General features: G+C 39.4%; 16 protein-coding genes. All 16 read right to left on the bottom strand.

Features of this window, described 5'->3' with window-relative positions; genetic code table 11:
• Nucleotides 1-1,122: a flavodoxin-dependent (E)-4-hydroxy-3-methylbut-2-enyl-diphosphate synthase gene (gene ispG, locus AC13CK_RS15275; RefSeq protein WP_004278355.1), complete on the bottom strand. Its 1,122-nt coding sequence runs from the start codon at nucleotides 1,120-1,122 to the stop codon at nucleotides 1-3.
• Nucleotides 1,123-1,145: 23 nt separating this feature from the next.
• Nucleotides 1,146-1,937, bottom strand: a complete 792-nt coding sequence (locus AC13CK_RS15270; RefSeq protein WP_004647463.1) for a helix-turn-helix domain-containing protein — start codon at nucleotides 1,935-1,937, stop codon at nucleotides 1,146-1,148.
• On the bottom strand, nucleotides 1,928-2,728 hold the full coding sequence (pilW, locus tag AC13CK_RS15265; RefSeq protein WP_071850435.1) for a type IV pilus biogenesis/stability protein PilW: 801 nt from the start codon (nucleotides 2,726-2,728) through the stop codon (nucleotides 1,928-1,930). The genes AC13CK_RS15270 and pilW overlap by 10 nt, the downstream gene beginning before the upstream one ends.
• A gap of 14 nt (nucleotides 2,729-2,742) precedes the next feature.
• Nucleotides 2,743-3,978 (bottom strand): dual-specificity RNA methyltransferase RlmN, encoded by a 1,236-nt coding sequence (gene rlmN, locus AC13CK_RS15260; protein ID WP_004278358.1) that lies wholly within the window; start codon nucleotides 3,976-3,978, stop codon nucleotides 2,743-2,745.
• 122 nt (nucleotides 3,979-4,100) lie between these two features.
• Nucleotides 4,101-4,532 carry a nucleoside-diphosphate kinase gene (ndk, locus tag AC13CK_RS15255; protein ID WP_004647460.1) on the bottom strand — a complete coding sequence of 144 codons (432 nt, stop codon included), beginning with the start codon at nucleotides 4,530-4,532 and terminating at the stop codon, nucleotides 4,101-4,103.
• A 110-nt stretch (nucleotides 4,533-4,642) separates the two neighbouring features.
• Complete coding sequence (gene iscX / locus AC13CK_RS15250) at nucleotides 4,643-4,843, bottom strand: Fe-S cluster assembly protein IscX (protein ID WP_004278360.1); 201 nt, start codon at nucleotides 4,841-4,843, stop codon at nucleotides 4,643-4,645.
• A gap of 87 nt (nucleotides 4,844-4,930) precedes the next feature.
• Nucleotides 4,931-5,482, bottom strand: a complete 552-nt coding sequence (locus AC13CK_RS15245) for a phosphatase PAP2 family protein (protein WP_168730661.1) — start codon at nucleotides 5,480-5,482, stop codon at nucleotides 4,931-4,933.
• A 20-nt stretch (nucleotides 5,483-5,502) separates the two neighbouring features.
• A complete protein-coding gene (locus AC13CK_RS15240; protein WP_482831292.1) occupies nucleotides 5,503-6,783 on the bottom strand; it encodes a glycosyltransferase family 4 protein in 1,281 nt (426 codons plus the stop codon).
• 202 nt (nucleotides 6,784-6,985) lie between these two features.
• Nucleotides 6,986-7,396, bottom strand: coding sequence for a hypothetical protein (locus AC13CK_RS15235; protein ID WP_086044098.1), 411 nt, complete (start codon nucleotides 7,394-7,396; stop codon nucleotides 6,986-6,988).
• Nucleotides 7,397-7,406: 10 nt separating this feature from the next.
• Nucleotides 7,407-9,737, bottom strand: coding sequence for a fimbria/pilus outer membrane usher protein (locus AC13CK_RS15230; RefSeq protein WP_482831291.1), 2,331 nt, complete (start codon nucleotides 9,735-9,737; stop codon nucleotides 7,407-7,409).
• Between the two features lie 41 nt (nucleotides 9,738-9,778).
• The gene (locus tag AC13CK_RS15225; RefSeq protein WP_482831290.1) at nucleotides 9,779-10,480 is read right to left on the bottom strand and encodes a fimbrial biogenesis chaperone; all 702 of its coding nucleotides are present in this window, start codon (nucleotides 10,478-10,480) and stop codon (nucleotides 9,779-9,781) included.
• A gap of 110 nt (nucleotides 10,481-10,590) precedes the next feature.
• Nucleotides 10,591-11,112, bottom strand: coding sequence for a hypothetical protein (locus AC13CK_RS15220; RefSeq protein ID WP_005107882.1), 522 nt, complete (start codon nucleotides 11,110-11,112; stop codon nucleotides 10,591-10,593).
• A gap of 921 nt (nucleotides 11,113-12,033) precedes the next feature.
• Nucleotides 12,034-12,990 (bottom strand): hypothetical protein, encoded by a 957-nt coding sequence (locus tag AC13CK_RS15215; protein WP_425879169.1) that lies wholly within the window; start codon nucleotides 12,988-12,990, stop codon nucleotides 12,034-12,036.
• 294 nt (nucleotides 12,991-13,284) lie between these two features.
• Entirely contained in the window at nucleotides 13,285-14,301 is a 1,017-nt protein-coding gene (ilvC, locus tag AC13CK_RS15210) for a ketol-acid reductoisomerase (RefSeq protein ID WP_004278368.1), read from the bottom strand.
• Nucleotides 14,302-14,407: 106 nt separating this feature from the next.
• Nucleotides 14,408-14,899 (bottom strand): acetolactate synthase small subunit, encoded by a 492-nt coding sequence (gene ilvN / locus AC13CK_RS15205; protein WP_004278369.1) that lies wholly within the window; start codon nucleotides 14,897-14,899, stop codon nucleotides 14,408-14,410.
• Nucleotides 14,896-16,623 (bottom strand): acetolactate synthase 3 large subunit, encoded by a 1,728-nt coding sequence (locus AC13CK_RS15200; RefSeq protein WP_004278370.1) that lies wholly within the window; start codon nucleotides 16,621-16,623, stop codon nucleotides 14,896-14,898. Before AC13CK_RS15200 ends, ilvN begins: the two co-directional genes overlap by 4 nt.
• Nucleotides 16,624-17,058 lie beyond the last annotated feature (435 nt).

The raw sequence follows: 17,058 nt of genomic DNA, 5'->3' as shown, positions 1-17,058 counted from the left end.
CTACTCAGGAAAACTTGTACGAATAATTTCTTTAGATTTAGCTTCTTCAAGCTCGGTAACACGTTGACGAACCATGGTTTCGATTTCATCAACCAATTGATTCGTGTCAATTAAATGGCTCTTCTCACCATTACGGTACACTAGTGAACGTGGTGCTGCACCCACTACACCAATATCCGCTTCTTTAGCTTCGCCCGGCCCATTGACCTTACAGCCAATGACAGACACATCCATTGGGGTACGAATATCTTCTAAACGCTCTTCAAGTTGCTGCATCACTGAAATCACATTAAATTCCTGACGTGAACAGCTTGGGCAAGCAATGAAGTTAATCCCATTGGAGCGCAGACCCAGCGATTTCAGAATATCGAAACCAATTTTAATTTCTTCTTCAGGCTCGGCAGCTAAGGAAATACGCATGGTATCGCCAATACCTTCCATCAGCAGGCCGCCCAAAGCGATCGCAGATTTAACCGAACCGGTACGGTAAATACCCGCTTCTGTGACACCCAAATGCAGCGGATTATCAATTTGCTGTGACAGCAAACGATACGCATCCATGGTCAGGAACACATTCGAGGCTTTGACTGAAATTTTGAATTCCTGGAAATCCAGACGGTCTAGAATATCGATATGGCGCATCGCAGATTCAAGCAAAGCCTGACCAGTCGGCTCGCCATATTTCTTTTGAATATCTTTTTCCAGTGAGCCGGCATTCACCCCGATCCGCATGGAAATGTCGTTATGACGTGCCGCGGCCACCACTTCACGGATTTTCGCTTCCGAACCGATATTGCCCGGGTTAATCCGCAGGCAGTCTGCACCCAAATCGGCAACTGCCAAAGCAATTTTATAATCGAAGTGAATATCCGCCACCAAAGGTACATTGACCTGCTTGCGAATTTCACCAAATGCCGCCGCCGCTTCCATGGTAGGCACAGAAACCCGCATGATGTCCGCGCCTGCATCGACGCAGCGCTGGATCTGAGCAACCGTAGCTGCTACATCACAGGTTTCAGTATTGGTCATCGACTGGATACTGATTGGTGCATCACCACCCACATAAACTGAACCCACACGAATTTTACGTGTTGGACGACGTTTAATTGGATTTACGATCATCGTTCTGCTCTACTCTTGATCTGTTAAGGTGATAAACGGAATTCTGCTTTTCCGTTCACAGTGTAGGGTGACAATGAAATATTTTCATTATTTAAACTGAGTGATACAGCCGATGCATCATCCAGACGAATCTGGAATGGCGCTTCACCATTCAGTTGCAAGCTCGATGCCTGACGGCCAGTTGCCAGAACATTACCCGCCGAGTCGACAATATGCACCGAAGTCGGACGGTTAAAATCAAGCTTCAGCTGATCACCGGAAAGTGCGGCACCTGTATCCAGATTCAGAATCTCGACATTAGAAGCGCCTACTCCAGAGACTTCACTGCTATTTTGTGAATTACTGCTCGACCAGTTCTGAATCATGGCAAACAGTGCGCCCAAAATCAGCAGCAGTACCAGCGTAATAAAAATGCGCTTTAACCATTTACGATTGCGGTCACGTTTGGAACCTGGCAATTTCCCCATAATTTTAATAGGAGAATTGTTCAAGGCATGATTCGGCAGCAACCCGGTATCATTGGTATAAATTTCATCAAATCGCTGAATAATACTAGACGCATCTACACCCAGAAATTTGGCATAAGTCCGGTAATAACCTTTGATAAAAGTTGCTTCAGGCAAAGACTTATATTCGTCCTGTTCCAGTGCAGTCAGGGTTTTGACCGGGATATTCAGCTCTTTCGCTACATCTTCCAGATTGCGCTGCTGATTGATACGAATCTGGCGCAAGTACTCGCCCGGACGTTGAATATTTCCTAACGCATTTGGAGCTACGCTCGAATGATTCGATGGTGAATTAGGATTTACTTCCATACGGCCTCAGTACTGTACTGTAATTGCAAATAACGTTGGTATTCCTGGCTTTCAGGAAAAAGTGCACGTAACTGGTTGACCAATACCTGCATACCCAACTGATCACCTCCGGCACGCGCAGTGCGAATGCCAATCCAGAGTGCACGGGCACCCTGATTTTTCTGTCCCACACCACGTACAAACTGTTGATACATTTGTGTCGCAGCCGGGAACTGCTGGTTCAAATAAAATATTTCTGCCAACTCTAACATTGAAATATAAGAATCGCGATTGGCTTGTAGCGCCTGTTTGAATGATTTTTCAGCATTCGCTGTATCACCCAGTTTCAGGTAAATCCGTCCCATATTTTCCAATGCACGGAAACGTTGATCATAACCTAAAGTGGCACCAGCAATTTGAAACTGCTCGATTGCATCATTATAGCGTTCAAGCTGATATAAATAAGTGCCGTAATTATTTCGCGCCTGCGCATTTTTCGGATCTGCCGAAATCGCACGCTTGAAATAATGATCTGCTTTTTCGAGATTAAGCTTACTACCTTCCTGTTGCAGTAGCACGCCCATCATCATATTCGCTTGAGAATCACGCGGACTGCTTTCAAGTGCCTGATCCAGCGCACGTTTAGCTGCATCCAGGTCACCTGTTCTCAGATATTCTACCGCCAATTGGGTACGGACTTTGGTGGCCTTTTCAGGGTCTTTCTGACCCAGATCTGGCGTCTGACACGCGACTAAAACCAAAGACACACATACTGTTGAAATCAAAGCAAACTTTGATGTTAGATTTCTCAACTGGCGACCTCTTATTATCCTTGTGAGCGCATGATCTCATTCGATTGCGCAATTTTCTTTTTCCACTGTTCCGCACGACGGGTACGGTCAGCAACTTGTCCGACTAACTGTCCGCACGCGGCATCAATGTCATCACCACGTGTCTGACGAATCGTACACACAAAACCGGCATCAGACAAAGTTTTTTGGAAAGAAATAATCCGGTTGCGGCTTGAGCGGCCATATGGCGCATGCGGGAACGGATTAAAAGGAATCAAATTAATCTTGCTTGGCAAATTCTTCAACAGCTTAATCATTTGCTGAGCATGTTCAGGATGGTCATTCACGCCATCTAACATCACATATTCAATCGTCACATGTTTACGTGAACTTTCGTTACCATCTTTAGCAATATAGCGCTGACATGCAGCAATCAGCTGCTCAAGCGGATATTTTTTATTGATCGGCACCAGCTCGTTACGCAGTTCATCATTTGGCGCATGCAATGAAATAGCCAGCGCCACGTCAATATCTTTGACCATCTGATCGATTTTCGGTACCACACCAGAAGTCGATAAAGTCACACGACGTTTTGACATGCCGTATGCAAAGTCATCAAGCATAATACGCATTGAATTCAATACTGCATCGTAGTTGAGTAATGGCTCGCCCATGCCCATCATCACCACGTTCGTGACTGAACGTTCACGCTCAAGTACAGGCACATCTTCCATATAGGAATAGTTCGCCATCCAGAGCTGACCGATAATTTCGGCTTGAGTCAAATCACGCTGGAAACCCTGTTTACCGGTTGAGCAGAATGAGCAGTCCAGCGCACAGCCCACTTGTGAAGAAATACACAAAGTGCGACGTAAACCACTACGATGTTCTGCCGGAATCAGTACCGTTTCGACGAGGGAACCTTCACCGTCGCCAACACGGAATACCCATTTACGAGTTCCATCTTTGGAATAGTTTTTATGCACCACTTCCGGTGCTTTAATTTCACAAATCTTTTCCAGTTTTTCACGCAGTTTTCCTGAAATATTGGTCATTTCAGCAAAATCAGTCACGAAGAACTGGTGAATCCATTTCATCACCTGCCCGGCACGAAACTTCTTTTCACCCATGTCCTCAAAGAATTTTTCCATTTGCGGACGTGACATGCCAAGTAAATTCACTTTCTCGACAGTATTTGCCTGTGCTGGAGCGGATGGAGTGTGTTGCTGTGGCTCAGAAACTGCTGATACAGCGACTGCTTCAGTACTCATGTGTATTACCTAAACCATGTCTAAAGATGAAAGGAGAAGCTCAATATGTGAGCAAAGAATTATTCAGAGAATAAAAAAACCAGATAAGTATAATAACACTTATCTGGCTTGAATACTGCGAATTAACGAGTACGTGGAGCAATCTCAGTTTGAGCGAAGAAGTAGTTAACTTCACGATCAGCAGATGCTACAGAGTCAGAACCGTGAGCAGCGTTTTCATCAATGCTTACAGCGAAATCTGCACGGATAGTACCAGGAGCAGCTTCTTTAGGATTCGTCGCACCAAGGATGTCACGGTGAGCAAGAACAGCGTTTTCGCCTTCAAGAACTGAAACAACAACTGGACCAGAAGTCATAAATGCAACTAGGTCAGCAAAGAAACCACGTTCTTTGTGCTCAGCATAGAAGCCTTCAGCTTCAGCTTGAGTCAAATGTTTCATTTTAGTTGCAACAATTTGAAGACCAGCTTTCTCGAAACGAGCAAAGATGTCGCCGATGTGGTTTTTAGCAACTGCGTCTGGTTTAACGATAGATAAAGTACGTTCGATAGCCATGATAGGCTCCTTAAGTCAATTGTTGACATGAAAATTTGGCGCATTATACCGAGATAATGCGCATTTTTCTGCTTTTCATCTGTAAAAAAATGCTTTTTTAAGATGAGGACTTAGCGTGCCTCGTCAATCCATGCCATTTGAATGGCTTCAAGCAGACCTTCAGTCGACTTGGTTGGATCATCTTCAAATTCAGGCAAAGCACATACCCAAGCATGTAAATCAGTAAAACGAATCCACTGCGGGTCCACATCTGGATGCGCTTCGTAGAGTTCAATCGCGATATCGAGAGTGTCAGTCCAACGTAAACCCATCTCTATTTCTCACCATAATTGCTTTGATGCTGTACTTTAACAAATCTGTGAAAATCTGCGAGCCTTTGCTCCGGCTTTCACTTATTTTTACAGCACAATATTCAGATAAGGTGCGGTCAGGACAATAGCAATTGCCATCATGCCACCCAGAATTGCGCCAACTGCCACATCACTTGGATAATGCAATCCCAACACCATTCGGGACACTGCGACCAGAATCGTAAAAGGCAGCATCAGCATCAGTAATAAAGGTGCGACATAACCTAAAACGGTGGTTGCCATCACGGCATGCAAGGTATGCCCCGAGGGAAAACTGAAATGATCCAGTGGATGCTCACCCAGACGGATCACCTGATGCACCTGATAAGGACGTGGCCGTACGGTTTTGATTTTAAGCACCTTGTAAATCATAGTACCTATGGTACTTCCCAAAATCAGATAAACAATCTGCACGGTATAGATCAAGCCTTGCATGATCCAAACCAGTATCAGCATGAAATACCAAAATGCACCATTTCCTAAGCGGCTAATCATTTTAAAAAAAGTGGCAATACGGACTGAATGCGAAAAATGATTCAGATAAACACAGCCTTTCAAATCGATTTCTAAAAATTTAATTTTTACATTCTGGAGTTTCACACTGTTGCTCCTTTCTTGTTTTATATCCTGTATTCCTGATACTGTACCAGTGAATACAGTGCTTGTTCAAATTGCCGGACCGGGTATTGCCAGCCTACCTTTTCGGCTTTTTTACGTGCTTGCGCGCCCATTTGTTGCAATTTTTGCAGATCAGGCAATCCGAGCATCTGCTGGATCAAACCTTGCTGATGTCCAAGTCTGCTCAACCATCCCGTTTCACCATGCTGCACATGCAAATTTGCACAAGCATAATCATAAGCAATCACTGGCAAGCCACTGGCCATCGCTTCCAATACCACATTTCCAAAGGTTTCTACCTGACTGGCAAAACAGAATACATCTGCACTGGCATACACCGCTGACAGTTTTTCCCCTGTCAAGCTACCGGTAAAAACAATGCTACCATCCTGATTCAGTTGTTGCAGTCGAGTGCGATCCGGCCCATCTCCGACCACCACCAAACGCACATCTTGCTGACGAACCTGACGCAGCACAAAATAGGTTTTGATCAGCACGTCAATTTCCTTTTCAGGAGAAAGCCGTCCGACATACAACATCACCCGGGTCTCGTTGGAAACTCCCCAAGCATAGCGCAAATCTGGTGATCGCCACTTTGGTGAAAATGTATCTGGATCGACGCCTCTGCCCACGACTGCCAAGGGACAAGTTACACCAAACTGATTTAAGGCTTGAGCCGTGCCTCGACTCGGGACACAGGTCAAATCAGTATTATTATGAAACCACTTTAAATAACCTTGAATTGGCTTCAGTAAAAAGGCCAAATCAAAAAACCGACTAAATTCCTGAAATGACGAATGGAAACCGCTAGAGACTGGAATTTTATGGAATTTTGCAAGCTGCTGAGCTACCAAACCCAAAGGGCCTTCGGTCACAATATGAATAATATCGGGTATAAAAGTTTCAACAGCTTGATGGATTTTTAGAAATTGCGGTCTACCAAACTGCAAATTACTATATTTAGGAATGCAATGCGCTTTAACCAGACATTCACTATGCGGTTGAAAATCATTACAAGCTTGTCGTTGTTCTGGACGTATTAATAAAATCTTATGCCCCTGTTTTTGTAATCCTTTACAAAGTTGCAATAAAGCATGGGCAACACCATTGATTTCAGGAGGCCAAGTTTCGGTAACGATGGCAATTTTTAAACGGGACCGTGTCAGATCTTCTAGGACTATTTTGTCATGAATGGCCTGTTTACGTTGTTCTTTTAAATCAAACTGGATTTTGTGAATAACAGGTCTTTGCTCTAATAATTCTGAGATGGAAATTTGTTGCATCTCGCACCTATTCGCTTATATTTTTCACCCAGTATAGAAAGATCTCATGACTATTTGATGAATAAAAATAACTAAAAAAAGTCAAAAATAAATCTTCTAAATTATTATTTATATTAAAAAATAAATGAATATCAATTATTTCTTAGACTAAAAAGATATTCACTTTATACAGATCTCCATATAATTCCCTCATTTCTATGATTTAAAAATTAATATCGACAGAAATCCGATCACGATAAGTTCCAGCTGGAACCCCATTAAAAGGATTCTCTTCGAGTTGAACTGAAACGACATATTTCTGTCTCTGTGAAGCTCCCTGATTCACTCTGACTCCCCATAACCCACTATTTGCACCACTCAAATTTAATTTGGTACGCAACTTATTAGGACCGTTAGACACATAACTTATCCCGTTAGAACTCACCAGGTTCTGACTATTAAATAAAATTGAATAGCCAGTATCACATGAAATATTAAATGAAGTGGCAGCCTGACTACGCTGATAGCTGGCTAGACGTAATTCTGGAGTGGTAAAACCATCAATCGAGCAATATTGGGCCATGGCTATTTCACTCATACTGAGTGCGGTAATAAATAAAAAGAGTTTTTTCATTTTTCTACTCCTACTTACATAGAGTTTCCAGAATTTGTTTGTCTGCATTCTGGAATTGGTTTTCATTCAGAATGAATTGAGCCTGGCACTGCTGTCCTCTATTAGTCTTCACTTTAATGTTGTAAGTGCCTGCTTTAAATAGATATAGGTAAACAATACCCTGACTATCAACAAAAGAAGGTTCTGTACTTAGACCATCCACAAGAACCTCAGAGCCTATAACTAAATTATTTTGTTGTGCATCTTTAATTCTTAGCGCAATACGTTTGGTTTTATAGATAGGAAAATCCAGCTTATATCCACGTTGATCCAGACCAATCATTTTTTTAGAAGAGTGTTCAAAAGTTTCTTCCATCGCTAACTGGTTATGGTCAAAAGAAATATCGTAATGGATATAAGGGATGATGTTATGTATAAACATATAGCCTTGATTATTGGTGCTTCCAGCTAGACTCGCTGAGCGATAGATATCAAGATTTGGATGTTGATCCACCTCAACCAGAGCAAAAGCATTATCAGCATATTTGGTAAATGCCATTTTACCACCCAACCAGACCAAAGCACCCTCAAACATAACCTGTGAATTACGACGACCCTCATATTCATCATGGGAAAGTTGTAAATTACCAATACTGGTTTTCCATAAACCATAAGCATTGTAATTCACTTCTTCTTCAGTGCGATTAACCCCCAAAACATAATCAAAACCATTCTGAGTCATCGTTCTGTGACTAAAACTTAAACTCGTTTCATTATCTTCAGTATCGTGATTTAAATAAATTTGACCCTTTTCTTCCCAATCATAAGATAAAGCGATATTAAAACCATGATCCCCATCATTCCCAAAATCTTTATAAAAGCCAAAATTTGTATATAATTTTTTTGTTAAGCTTTTTGAAGCTCGAATATCAAAAATTTTCTGAGTATCATTACTAAAACCATTTTGATCATAATAAGATTGATAAATATAACTAAGATTTAATCCATCAATGAATCCCAAATTGGAAAAATTAAAATATAGAATATTTGAGGCTTCAATATTAGAGTCATATATATCACCACTTAAATATTGATATTCCTGAGTAAAATATCGACTATTTATACCAAAGGACCAGTTTCTAAAATCCCGACTCAGGGCTATCGAAGCCGCATATCCTTGTTCATCATCCGCTTCTGTCTGGCTAACTGAAAATGCACTATCCATAAGCAAGTATTTACTTATTCCTTGTGTCCATAAAAAATCAAAATTGCTGACATCTTTACTATATAAAAAATCTCCTCCCAAGGTCATTGAAGACGTTATACCCCGCCGATAAAACAATTTTGTAAAAAACTCCCGATAATCATCATCGACATAATCATAGTTATATCTTAATTTACCCAATGAAATATTATATTCATTCAATTTTGGTTTTAATAATCGACTATTAATATAAACGGGAAAACTCTGGACTGTCCTATTCCCTAAAATATCTTCTACAACAATTTGCGCATCACCCGCCTGATTTAGCATTGCTCCAGCAGGAAGATTATAATTACCGGGGGTAACAGAATCCCGATATAAACGCACCCCATTAATATATAGATCAATTGTTGAAGGTACGCTTGCACTCCCATTTAAAGTCGGCGCATTCCAGTAAACAAAGTCTGGACGATTGGTATAGTTGGTACCAAAGCTTAGCCCCCCAAACCGAAAAGAATTATTTAAACTGCTATAAGGACTCGTCGTATCTCCCAAGGTAAGTCTTGAAAAGATTTTTGGAAACTCAACATCGAGCGTCGTATTGACACGTAAAAATCCTTCTTCAATATCTTCAGGTTCATTACGATATAAAAAAGCATTTTTTAATAACCAATAATCTTTAAATATCCCAATTTCTGAAAATGTATTAAATTCTTGTTCTTTATCATCTTTATTATAAAATAAGCTATAATTAACAAACCCTCCAAAATTCGCTTTCTCGGGACTTTCTACCTCTAATTCATAACGAGTATCTTCAAAATAATTGACTGGAAAATTAATTTTAATGGCTTGTAAACTATAATCATCTTCAACTGTTACACCTGGTTGCTTCAATAAACAGAATTCTTTCTTGACCAAGTGACGGGGGATCCTTTCAATGTGAATTCCGATTCTGGATAAAGCCTCACACTCAATATATCTCTGCCCTCCATCAGAAAAATGAATTGCTTCAGTTTTATAGTCCAAGCCATTTACCCATATATTTACGATGAACATTTCTAAATTGTCTTGCTGCACCGTCTGTTGAACATTTTCAGCATTTACATTTGTTAACCCCATCCCACACGCGATCATTAGAAGAATTTTAGTGACCTTCATAGCATCATCCTTTTACTATTTATTCTTTTTATAAGCATCTTCTAGGCTTTTACAGGAAATTCCAAATATCCCTCATGGTCTTCCACTTTTATTTTTAATTTCAAATCTCCATTTTGTTTTAATTCCCCAAGTTCAAATTTAATTTTATTTCCACTCAAAATATATTGAACAAAATCTTTTTTCATAAGTTGATTATTTTTACTATCCAATACTATAACTTCGGTAATTTTTGCATGAGATTTAGATAAATTATTTACATTTAAATAAGCCAGTTCATTAATTTTTTGCAGATCTATATTTAATTGTGGTGTAACCTGTTTTCCAGCAAAAAAAGGCAGTGAGAAATTAAATAAAAAATTAATCGAAGAATTATCATCAACTGGTGTTACTTCTTTGAAAATGATCCTCCATGATTGCTGTTGTTCTAAATTTAATGGGGGTTGGCTAAACCCGATACGGACAACTTGTTTACTTTCAGGTTTTAGCTCAAATGTTTTTGGATTAAACAATAAAGTATTATCCTCCAATAGAACATCTTCACCTTTTTCATTTTGCTGCCATTTAAATGCACTAATTTCATATATTTTTGAAGTACTTAATCCTGTACTTTCAATATTAACAGTTGTACTTTTCTGTCTTTTAAAATCTTGAATATAGAGTTGGATAGGACTGAATTTTATTCCCGCTGATAAAGAAAAACTAAACAAAAACAATATAGAAAATCCTATAATTTTTTTAATCATATTTCACTCCTAAACCTAAATATAATTATTATTAATCATAAAAATATTAAAATAGGAGATGTAGTACATCTCCTACTTATTCAAAATGTTATATAAAAAATTTCTTATTATTAGAATCGAACTTCTACGTTATATACACCACGATAAGTACCGGCATCAGCTGCTTCAACCGCACTACCAGCTACTGTAGCTGCTACATCCCAACGATGAGCTTGCCCTTTGGTACTTGACTGAGTGCCATAATAAGCTTTTCCACCACGTGTAGTAGTCACAACTACAGGTACAGAGTTCTCACCATTGCGCAAAGTATTTAGTGGATTAATATTTAATCGATAAGGGGCATTTGTGCTGACATTAAAGAAGCCCGCATCGCTCCAATTACCTCCCGTGGTTTGTGCAAGTGTTAATCGAGGCGTCTCAACATCTAAATCACAATGTCTTGGAACTTCTAAAACAATATCAATTTTTCCGTCACATTTGTCTCCACATCCATGTTTGCCTGGTTTATGAGGTTTATTTGGACCCTGTTGTGGAGGACCACCTCGGTTTGTTTCTGCTGCGTATAGAGCTGTTGAACTAAAACCAAAACCCAGTACGAGTGCTGCCAATGTGGCTTGAGTCATTTTTTTCATGTTTTTCTCCATTTCTTTTTTTAAAAGAATATATTTTTCTTTTATTTTTAACGCTTATATCCCAACTCTTAGAATTCAGAGCTATTTTTCTAAGCGCAGACTCATATTAGTGCGATTATTTTCATTAGCGTACAAAGCTTTAATATTCACAATATAGCCGCCTATATTTTTATAAAATTATCTATCTATATATTTATTTGTTTTATAAGCACTTAGACTTATATATAAATTATTACAAATACAATCCATTTAAAATTATAAGCATTCCATACTTTCACCACACTTCATTTAATAGATAAAAATACCCACAAGACATTGATATAATTATTTTTTCAAATTACTCAATTTAAACTGGAAATAAATCTTACAAATGCTTACAATTTCCAGATACTACCCTTTAAAAAAATTATTTTTTTTATTTTTTATAGTTATTTTTACAGCATCATAAAAGTTTAATATTTTTCAGCTAAACAAACAATTACAATCAAACAACACAAAGCATATATTGAACCTAGAGTATAAAAATGTAACAAAGTAAATAATTAATTTTATAATATTATTAAATTTTAATTACTATTAATTTAATTTATCAATAATTTTAATATTTAAAAATTTAATTTCAAAATTTATATTCTAATAAATATTTTTTTTGATTGACCTCAAGGTAAAAATAAGAAAATAATATTTACTTTAACAGATATATAAAAATAAGTTTAGTGATGTTTATTTCAATATTTTTTAATTGAATTTTTTAGAGGTCGTACAATTACAGTTCAATAATTGATTTATACAAATCAAATAATAAAAAATTGAGTGTGGACATGATCAATAAGAATGAGTTTTTACGCTCTGTCTTATTTTTGGGAGATGAAAAATAAGGCAGGATTTTAGCATATGAATATATCTACGCTTCTTAAACCATCACTCTGCAACTTGCCTTATATGGGAAATATATAAAGGCTTATTCTTCTCACAATACACTTCAATTCCAAACTTTGTGATTAATGCCACCAAAGATGCTACAACCATTGTAGCCCCAAATCCTAAAGTTGTTAGCGAACTAATTACAGTAGTTAAAATATATTTTTTAGTTAGGAAAACTTGCAAACCATTCGTATACCATGCTTTATAAATTTCAGTTTCTGGATTGCACATTGAGTTATACAACACTCTTTTTACTGCATCATAAACAGTTACTCCAACCTCCTTATCTTTAATTTTTTGGTTAGGGCTTGGTAACATTACTCTTTGTGTGAATGGTAATTGTTTTAAAGAATAATCATGCACTACATAAATCAAATCTTTTGTTGACTGAGGTGAAAGCCTGCCTATCTCTGCATAAATTTCATCATCTGATAAAGTTTGAATCATACGTATAGCTTCTCTTTCTACTTCGTCTTGATCAATTGTAAAATCATGAAAACCTGTGAGAGTCGCAATTGCCACTTCTTGATTAAATCGATCAATGATTTCACTATGAAAAATTTTTCGAGTTCGTTCTGTCTTGATAACCATATGATTTTCCAGAACCTCTTTAATATATTTTTTAGCCTTATCAACTTCCTTTAGACGTAAATGGTAGATTGCCAACAATGATATTGTTTCAATATAAATTCTTGTTTTAGGTTTTAATACCTGAATATTGGACTCTAAAATTTTTAAAATTGAGTCAAACTGCCCTAATTCAATTGCTAACTCACATAATTTATTTTTTGATTGAACTAATCTAACAAAATGCTGTGTGGGTCTTAATAATGACTGGAGATCTACCACTATCTCTTTAGCAAATTTTAAATTTTTCTCTAAAATCGCTCTCTCTAATCGAGGTTCTAAGATTCTCAATTTTCTTTTTTGTTCGTCAGATAATACTTTTTTCATTATTTCCCCCTATACCCCCCCGCGTTGGCAAGGTTTTTATAGCATGAAAATCAACCAACTAGAGAATTTATTTGTTTGAATCTAAGGTATGAAAAAATGGAAAAGTACTGTTTTCCCATTTTTAAGGCACGTAAACATAGAAATAAAAAACCCACTCAAATAGAGTGGGTTTTCGCATTCAAATCAAATAATTCGAGAAATTAGTTTTTCTCTTTATCAACGATTTTGTTTGCTTGGATCCAAGGTACGAAAAAAGAGGCAAGCGCTGCTTTCCTCTTTTTAAGGCACGAAACCTTAGTTCTTTTCTTTATCTACAATTTTGTTCGCTTGAATCCAAGGCATCATCGCACGTAACTTGTTACCAGTAACTTCGATACCGTGCGCCGCATTTTGACGACGACGGGCAGTCATAGATGGGTAGTTCAACGCACCTTCTTGAATGAACATCTTCGCGTATTCACCAGATTGAATACGTTTAAGTGCATTACGCATTGCTTCACGAGACTGTTCGTTGATTACTTCAGTACCCGTTACATATTCGCCGTATTCAGCGTTGTTCGATACTGAGTAGTTCATGTCCGCGATACCGCCTTCGAACATTAAGTCAACGATCAATTTAAGTTCGTGTAGACATTCGAAGTATGCCATTTCAGGCGCATAACCAGCTTCAACAAGAGTTTCGAAGCCCATTTTAACCAATTCAACTGCACCACCACAAAGAACTGCTTGCTCACCGAATAGGTCAGTTTCAGTTTCTTCACGGAATGAAGTTTCGATAATACCTGTACGGCCGCCACCTACGCCTGAAGCGTAAGAAAGAGCAACGTTACGCGCATTACCAGAAGCATCTTGGTGAATCGCGATAAGGTCAGGAACACCTGAACCACGTTGGTATTCAGAACGTACGGTGTGACCAGGAGCTTTAGGTGCAACCATGATTACGTCTAAGTCAGCACGTGGAACAACTTGGTTATAAAGAATCGAGAAACCATGAGCAAATGCTAAAGTAGCGCCTTGCTTGATGTTTGGCTCAATTACGTCACGGTAAAGTTGAGATTGGAACTCATCTGGCGTCAAAATCATCACTACGTCAGCTTGTGCTACAGCAGCAGGAACTTCAGCAACTTTAAGACCTGAATTTTCAGCTTTCTTCCAAGAAGCAGAGTTCGCACGTAAACCTACAGTTACGTCAACACCAGAATCTTTCAGGTTAAGCGCATGCGCGTGGCCTTGTGAACCGTAACCAATGATCGCTACTTTCTTAGATTGGATGATAGATAAGTCACAGTCTTTATCGTAAAAAATTTGCATTGCTGTCTCCGCTTAAATGCTTGTTTGTCCGTTAAATCAGGCAATGACCCTTAAATTTACATTGCCTGACCCCCTCTTCTTATTCAGATGAGGAAATACTTAAAATTTAGATGGTGAGTACTTTTTCGCCGCGTGCGATACCTGATACACCTGAACGAACCACTTCTAAAATCGTGTGTTCTGCAAGTGCATCAATAAACGCATCCACTTTTTCAGTAGTCCCTGCGATTTGAATGGTATAGGTCGTTGGTGTTACATCGACAATCTGACCACGGAAAATATCTGCCGTACGTTTGATTTCGTCACGCGATGAACCCAATGCTTTGACTTTAATCAGCATCAATTCACGCTCAATATGTGCACCTTCAGACAGGTCCACCACTTTAACCACCTCAACCAGCTTGTTAAGCTGTTTGGTGATCTGCTCAATCTTGTGATCATCGCCATAGGTGGTCAATGTCAAACGTGAAAGCGTTGGATCTTCAGTCGGAGCAACATTCAATGTTTCGATATTGTAGCCACGCTGTGAAAACAAACCCACTAAACGGGAAAGCGCGCCTGATTCGTTTTCTACGAGTACAGAGATAATATGTCTCATTTCGTGCGCTCCCCTTTCGCCAACCACATATCCTGCATCGACTGACCCGCAATCAACATCGGATAAACGTGCTCGGTACGATCTACCATAACGTTAATAAATACGCACTTGTCGTTAATCGCCATCGCTTCTGCAAGCTTCGACTCTAGCTCATCGGCATGATTAATCTGAATACCGACATGACCATAGGCTTCCATCAGTTTGGCAAAATCAGGCAATGAATCTACATAAGAACTTGAATGACGTCCTTCATAGTTCATATCTTGCCACTGCTTCACCATCCCTAAAGACTGGTTATTCAGGCACAGGATTTTTACATTCAGGCCATATTGCTTACAGGTCGACAGTTCCTGGATACACATCTGAATCGATGCTTCACCGGTGATACACACCACTTGCTGTTCCGGGTATGCAAGCTTCGCAGCCATTGCATACGGCAAGCCTACACCCATGGTGCCTAGACCACCTGAGTTGATCCATTGACGTGGACGTTTGTATTTGTAATACATCGCACCAAACATCTGATGCTGACCGACATCAGAAGTAATGATCGCTTCGCCATTGGTCACTTTATCCAATGCCTGAACCACTTGTTGTGGCTTCATCACGCCATCAACACCCGCTTCAAAACGACCGCCATGAACCTTGCGCCATTCATTGATCTGTTTCCACCATGCCGCAATCGCTTCAGGATTTGGCTTAGAAACATTAAGCTGTTTCAACTGGTTCAACATCTCATTCAGTACAGGCTCTACAGCACCGACAATTGGAATGTGCGCCATAATGGTTTTTGAGATTGTCGCTGGGTCGATATCTATATGAATGACTTTAGCATTTGGACAGAATTTTGCAGGATTGTTGGTCACACGGTCATCGAAACGCGCACCCACACACAGAATTACATCTGCATTGTGCATGGTCATGTTAGCTTCATAAGTACCGTGCATACCCAACATACCGATGAACTGTTCATCATCACCCGGGAATGCGCCAAGACCCATCAAGGTATTGGTCACTGGATAACCCAATAGATGCGCAAGCTCTGTCAATTGTGCTGAAGCATTGCCTTGAACCACACCACCGCCTGAGTAAATAACTGGGCGTTTAGCATGGATCAGTTCTTCAATCGCTTTACGAATTTGACCTGAGTGACCACGGAACGGTGGCTGATACGAACGCATCTTCACTTTTTCTGGGTATTCGTAAGCAAATTTCTCTGCAGGATTGGTCGCATCCTTTGGAATATCAATCACTACAGGACCTGGACGACCTGAAGACGCAATATAGAAGGCTTTCTTGATAATCGCAGGAATTTCGCTGGCATGACGCACCTGGAAGCTATGTTTCACGATAGGACGTGAAATACCGACCATATCGGTTTCCTGAAATGCATCTTCACCAATCAGATGACTCGCAACCTGACCTGACAAAATCACCATCGGGATTGAGTCCATATAGGCCGTTGCAATTGGGGTCACCGTGTTGGTTGCGCCCGGACCTGAAGTCACCAGCACAACACCGGTCTTGCCTGTCACGCGTGAGTAAGCATCGGCCATGTGACCAGCAGCCTGTTCGTGACGTACGAGATAATGATTGATTCTGTCTTGTTGAAATAGCGCATCATAAATATGAAGAACTGCGCCGCCTGGGTATCCAAAAACATGTTCAACGCCTTCGTCCGCTAATGCGCGAACAAGCATTTCACCACCAGATAGAAGTTCCAACGTGATTCACCCTAATATTATTCACTGCACAAATGGAAGGCATTTGCAGTGTTTCATTTGTTAACTGTCTGCACTGTTATAGCACACAAATTTCATAGTTTTCATAGCAATAGGAAAAAAATCTGATCTCTTCGCTGTTCGAGCAATACGAGACCTAAAACATGTTGGGATAAACATATTTTGCTTAGCTTTGTTCAATTTCTCGGCTAGAGAAATCGCCCACTGCATGAAATGACTCTTAGTCGAAGGGTGATCGATCTAAGGCATATAAAACTATTGCAGCATTCTTGTGTTTTCAGGCTTTAAAGTCAAGTTTAAAAAACAGGCAATCTGTACTTATAGCATTCAAATTTGCTGTTTTTAACAGCAATTACTGCTTGCAGCCATTCCCCACCTTCCTACAACCTCAATTAATTTAATATAATTCATATACTT

The sequence above is a fragment of the Acinetobacter sp. L-24 genome, assembly GCF_056857555.1.
Note: the sequence above shows the minus strand (reverse complement) of the source record. Positions and strands in the feature narration are given on the sequence as shown.